Source organism: Terriglobus sp. YAF25 (assembly GCF_052113305.1).
Lineage (GTDB): Bacteria > Acidobacteriota > Terriglobia > Terriglobales > Acidobacteriaceae > Terriglobus.
This window is the reverse complement of sequence record NZ_JBFRCY010000278.1, coordinates 1-5,408: the sequence shown is the minus strand read 5'-3', so window position 1 is coordinate 5,408 and position 5,408 is coordinate 1. Positions and strand designations below refer to the sequence as shown.

5 protein-coding genes are annotated in these 5,408 nt (G+C 56.9%); 3 read left to right on the top strand and 2 right to left on the bottom strand.

What is annotated here, in order from left to right:
* A partial coding sequence (locus AB4043_RS13060; protein WP_442307233.1) for a HAMP domain-containing protein occupies window positions 1-711 on the bottom strand: 711 nt, incomplete at its 3' end.
* Window positions 708-1,388: a response regulator gene (locus AB4043_RS13055; protein ID WP_442303225.1), complete on the bottom strand. Its 681-nt coding sequence runs from the start codon at window positions 1,386-1,388 to the stop codon at window positions 708-710. The genes AB4043_RS13055 and AB4043_RS13060, both read right to left, overlap by 4 nt.
* 188 nt (window positions 1,389-1,576) lie before the next feature.
* On the opposite strand from AB4043_RS13055, the gene AB4043_RS13050 reads away from it, so the two are divergent.
* The 3 genes from AB4043_RS13050 to AB4043_RS13040 all read left to right on the top strand — a co-directional run bounded on the left by AB4043_RS13050 (window position 1,577) and on the right by AB4043_RS13040 (window position 5,372).
* On the top strand, window positions 1,577-2,605 hold the full coding sequence (locus tag AB4043_RS13050) for a YncE family protein (protein ID WP_442303224.1): 1,029 nt from the start codon (window positions 1,577-1,579) through the stop codon (window positions 2,603-2,605).
* A gap of 161 nt (window positions 2,606-2,766) precedes the next feature.
* Entirely contained in the window at window positions 2,767-4,035 is a 1,269-nt protein-coding gene (locus AB4043_RS13045) for a TolC family protein (RefSeq protein WP_442307232.1), read from the top strand.
* Window positions 4,032-5,372: an efflux RND transporter periplasmic adaptor subunit gene (locus tag AB4043_RS13040; protein WP_442303222.1), complete on the top strand. Its 1,341-nt coding sequence runs from the start codon at window positions 4,032-4,034 to the stop codon at window positions 5,370-5,372. Before AB4043_RS13045 ends, AB4043_RS13040 begins: the two co-directional genes overlap by 4 nt.
* Window positions 5,373-5,408: the final 36 nt, after the last annotated feature.

Sequence of the window (5,408 nt, the reverse complement as noted above, 5' to 3'; positions counted from 1 at the left end):
GCGCTCGATCATACGATTTAAGGCGAGCGACAGCCTTTCCAGTTCGTCGCCCGAGGGGATGACGGGCAAACGTTCCCCCAGATCTTCCCGTCCGACTCGCTCAGCCTGCTCGGTAAGAGTCTCGACCGGTCGTAGCGCGTGAGCCATAAGGACATAACCTCCCAGCGCGGCGGCAATGAGAATGATGGGCGTTCCGGTCAGCAATATGAGGAATAGAGAGCGGAGAACGTGGCGGATTGGCTCAGTCGTAGCGCCCGTTTCGATCACAATCGGATCGCCCTGAGGCTGGCGGTAGAGCAACGTGTACGTTAAGATCTCCTGGCCGCTTTTTGTGTATGTACGGTTCACTTCGCCAGAGGTATCCGCGTCTCCTGCCGACGCCAGCGCTGAAGCGCTGATTGGAAGACCGCGCATCTCGCCGGTCTCGTAGAGGACCTCTTGCCCGCGCGAGACGCGCACAAAAGTATCGCTGACCCCGGTGGGGTAAGATTCGCTCATTTCATTTTGGAACCAGGCTGAGCCTTTGGAGTCCAACGGCTTTATGTAATCGGTCAGGATCGTCGATGCGTTCATGCTGAGCGAATGCTCAAGCGATCGAGTAATGAATGCCCGTACGCCCAGGTAGACGGCAACACTGAATGTGAGAAGCGCGACGGCGAGCAGTGCGACGTAAAAGAAGGTCACGCGATGGCGGAGAGAGTTCCGGTTCACAGTTCACTTCCGGAGCGAATCATATAGCCCGTGCCACGAACCGTACGGATCATCTTCATCGGATTGCCGTCGTCCACTTTGCTACGGAGATGCCTTACGTAGACATCGACGATATTGGTGATCCCATCGAAGCTCTGGTCCCACACATGTTCAATGATCATATTGCGTGATAAGACACGCCCTTCGTTCTGCATCAGGTATTCAAGCAGCGAGTATTCCTTCGCGGTAAGCTCGATGCGGCGCCCAGCCCGTCTTACCTGCTGGGTGAGCCTGTCAAGCTCAAGGTCGCCGACATGCAATGTGCTGGAACGGTTGACGGGACCCCGGCGGAGCAGAGCTTTGACTCTTACAAGGAGCTCCGCAAATGCAAATGGCTTAGTAAGGTAGTCGTCGGCGCCCAGCTCGAAGAGTTTGACCTTGTCATCAATCGAGTCTCGCGCCGTGAGTACAAGTACGGGCACAGAGGTATTTTTTCGCCGTATCCTCTGCAGCAGGTCGCCTCCGGCAAGACGTGGCAACATTAGGTCAACGAGTATCAGATCGTATGGATAGGCTTCCGTAAGTTCGAAGCCTTCGATGCCATCGGACGCAATGTCGACCGCGTACCGTTCAGCGGTCAGACCCCGCTGTACCAGCGCCGATACCTTTTGCTCGTCCTCAACGACTAAGATACGCATATTTTCTCGCGTCCTTATTAGCTGGAATTCACCTGAACGACGGCTGAACCACTGATGAAAATCTTTTCATCCTGCAGGCTCTGGATTCGAGGACTCGAGCGCGATGGGTAAATGAATACATTTTTATACAGCCTTTAGGCGGAACTCATGCTGCCCTTCGAACCTAGCTCCTGTGTTCAGGAGAATCTATGTTTAACACATCGAATCGCGCTCTCTTCCTCGCTTTTGCGCTACCAACTTTAGGCTCTGCGCTCGCCATCGCGCAAGGGGCTTCCTCCGTGAAGCTGATCCAGTCGGTCGACCTCCCCGGTTATTCCGGCGACTTTGATCATTTCGCCGTCGATTTCGACCGGAATCGCTTGCTCCTGGCTGCGGAGGACCATGGCACCCTGGAGGTCTTCGACCTTAAGACGTCTGCCCATCTGAAGACAGTGAGCGGGTTCGGAAACCCTCATAGCATTCTGGTTCGGAAAGGCGCGAATACAGTCTTTATCACGGACAGCGAGAAACAGGGAGCGACGATCCGGGATGCAGACAGCTATGCAAAAAAACAGTCCGTGTCATTGACTCCGGGCTCGGATACATCAAAGTACGATGCGTCAGCGAATACCCTCTACGTTGTGACAGGCGGTAAGGACGTCGATATGAAGACCGCGAACCTGGAAGCGGTCAACCCGGATACGGGGGCGAAGCTGGGATCGATTACGTTCCAAGACAACCATGTTGAGGCGATGTCGTTTTCCGACGGGGACCCTCGTCTCTTTATCAATCTCACGCAAACCAACACGCTTGCGGTTGTCGACCGTAAGGCCATGAAGGTTCTCAAGGTATGGCCTGTGCCTCCGGCAAAACAGAATGCCATGGTCGCCTTCGATCCTGCGCAGCATCGGCTCTATGTCGTTTGCCGCGATCCTGGAATGGTGGTGGTGATGAACTCGGACACAGGCGCGGTCGTAAGCACGCTCTCAGCGCCGCTTCGCTCCGACGAAGTGCAATATGACGCGACCGCACGGCGGCTGTATGTTCCGGGAGGTGAAGGGTACATGGGGATCTACGATACGAGCGATCCGGATCACTTGAAGCTTGTCGAAAAGGTGAAGACAGAACCTGGTGCAAAGACAGGCGTACTGATTCCGTCGCTGCATCGGCTCTTCCTGGCTGTCTCGCCGGGAGAGACGAAAGCAATGGCAAAGATCCTGGCCTACGAGACCAAATAACGAATCTCGCAAGCTCTGCACCTGTTTCCGCTACGCCTCCCGTGGGGTGAGAGCGGAACTATGGGCACTCGCGAATGAGGAATGTAGTGACAACCGTGATGAAACATCTTATACATTTCGCTCTCGCATTGTTCGGTGTCGGTAGCTGCCTGAGTTCGGGGATGCCGGCTCAAACTACGGCGGCTGCCTCGGCTCCGATCACCCTTGAGGATGCCATTGCGCGGGCACGAAGCGCAGATACGGCCTATGCCGCAGCCCAGGCAGCTGCCGGCATAGCCCAGGCGCAGAAGGGAATTGCACGATCGGCTCTTCTCCCTGGGCTCACCTATCACAATCAATTTCTCTACACGCAGGGGCAGAGTTCGGACTCGACTCAATCGGCCTCTGCGGTCCGCTTTGTGGCGAACAATGCCGTTCACGAATACATCAGCCAAGGTTCGGCAACCCAAACGATAGGCGGCGCAAGCATCACGGCATATCGCAAGGCAAAAGCCGATTACGCCGCAGCACACGCGCTCCTCGAAGTAGCAAGACGCGGCCTGGTGGCAGCGACCATTGGAAATTATTATGGGATGCTTGCCGCACAGGCGAAAGTGGTCGTCGCGCAGCGTGCGCTGGCTGAAGCTGAGCGCTTTCGCACGGTGACGCAACAGCGTGAACGCGGTGGGGAAGCTGCACATGCGGACGCAGTGCGGGCTGACTTGCAGGTTCAGCAACGACAGCGTGATTTGAACGACGCCGTTCTCGCCGCGGATAAGGCGCGCCTCGATCTTGGCGCGCTGCTTTTTCCGGACCCTTCGACGCCATATCAACTGGCTGCGAATCTGGACGCACTCCCGTCCTTGCCGACTCAGATCGAAGTGGAGGCGGCCGCGAAGGCGAACAACCCTGATCTGCGAGCTGCACTTGAGCAGCTGCGATCGGCGAACCTTGATGTGGCGGCATCGCGTTTTGGCTACACGCCAGATCTTGTGCTCAATGTGACCTACGGTATCGATGCACCACAGTTTGCGGTGCATGGACCCGGTGGCGTGCGCAACCTCGGCTATTCGGCTTCCGCGACTCTCGACATTCCTCTCTGGGATTGGCTGGCGACGCATCAGCGCGTGYGACAAAGTCAGGCCCGCCAGGCTCAAGCGCGCGTTGACCTAACCGTCACGCAGCGACGCCTGCTGGCCTCTCTCCATGAGCTCTATGATGAGGCGGCAGTCTCCCAGAAGCAGCTTGCTCTTCTAGACGAGAGCGTTGCGACGGCTACCGAAACGTTGCGTCTGACAAATTTGCGGTATACAGCGRGTGAAGGGACGGTACTTGAGATCGTCGATGCCCAAAGCTCTCTTGTCCTTGCCGAATCGGGCAGGACGGATGGCCTCGTCCGCTACCACACCGCATTGGCCAATCTACAAACACTGACAGGAAAGATGCCATGATGCGAAGACTATGCAAGACCAGCTCCGTTTCTGTTCTCTCATCGGTTACCACTACCGCCGTGCTGGGGTTTGCTCTTGCAGTTGCAGGCTGTAAGAGCAAAGAGGCGGACGCTGCGGCAGAGGTGTCAGTACAGGCGGAGAAGGCTGAGAAGAAGGCGCTTACGGAATATGTTTCGGGCGATACGGTGCTGACGCCACTGGCGCAGGCGGCTATTGTGCCGAAGATCTCGGCTCCGGTGCGACGATTTTTAGTGCAGCGCGGCGCGCATGTCCATAGCGGTCAGCTTCTTGCGGAACTTGAAAACCGCGACCTGATCGCAGCGGTACATGACACCCGCGGAGCTCTTAGCCAGGCCGACGCGACTTACACTGCGACTACACAGGCTGCCGTTTTGGAGGACATGCAGAAGGCAAAACTCGATGTCGAGCAAGCTAAAGCAAACCTCGACGTGCAGCAGAGCGTCTTCGATTCACGCGAAGCGCTCCTGCAACAGGGAGCGATACCACGTCGAGACCTGGAGACGGCGCGTGCCGCTCTCGTGCAGTCGAAAGCGGCGATGGACATTGCGGAACAACACCTTCGATCGCTGAACTCCGTCAGTCAGAAGGCAACGATCAAAAATGCGGCAGGCGTTCTCGATTCTGCCCAGGGAAAGTATGAGGCGGCTCAGGCTGGTCTCACCTACTCCGAGATCCGCTCCCCGATCGATGGCGTCGTTACCGATCGTCCTTTGTTTGCCGGGGAGATGGCCAATGCGGGGCAAGCCATTGTCACGGTGATGGATGTCTCTTCCTTGATTGCCAAGGTACATCTCTCCCAGGAGCAAGCGAGCGGCATTCAGAAGGGAGCGACGGCAACGCTCAACGTCACAGGTAAGTCCGACCCCATATCGGGCACGGTCATGTTGGTGAGCCCTGCATTGGATCAAGGTTCGACGACGCTGGAAGTGTGGGTGCTCGTTAAAAACAAGGATGCAGCCTATAAGGCCGGTATGCCGGTTCACGTTTCCATCGCGACACGCACAGAACCGGATGCGATTGCCATACCGAATGAGGCTTTGATCTCAACCAAGGCAGGCAAACAGGCCATCATGGTGATTGGATCGGATGGTATCGCCCGGCAGAAGGAGGTAACGACCGGGATCACCGACGGACACGATACGCAGATTCTCCACGGGGTGAAAGCAGGCAGCCAGGTGATCACGAAGGGCGCCTATGGCATGGACGACGGTACCAAAGTGAAAGTGGTGGCCGCCGATGGGGAAGAGGCAGAACAGGGAGCGGCGGATGACGAGAAGCCTTCTGCGACAGCGCCTCAGAAAGGCGACCAGAAGTGAGAGAATCCATCCATACTCATGCGGAGAGCCCATCAG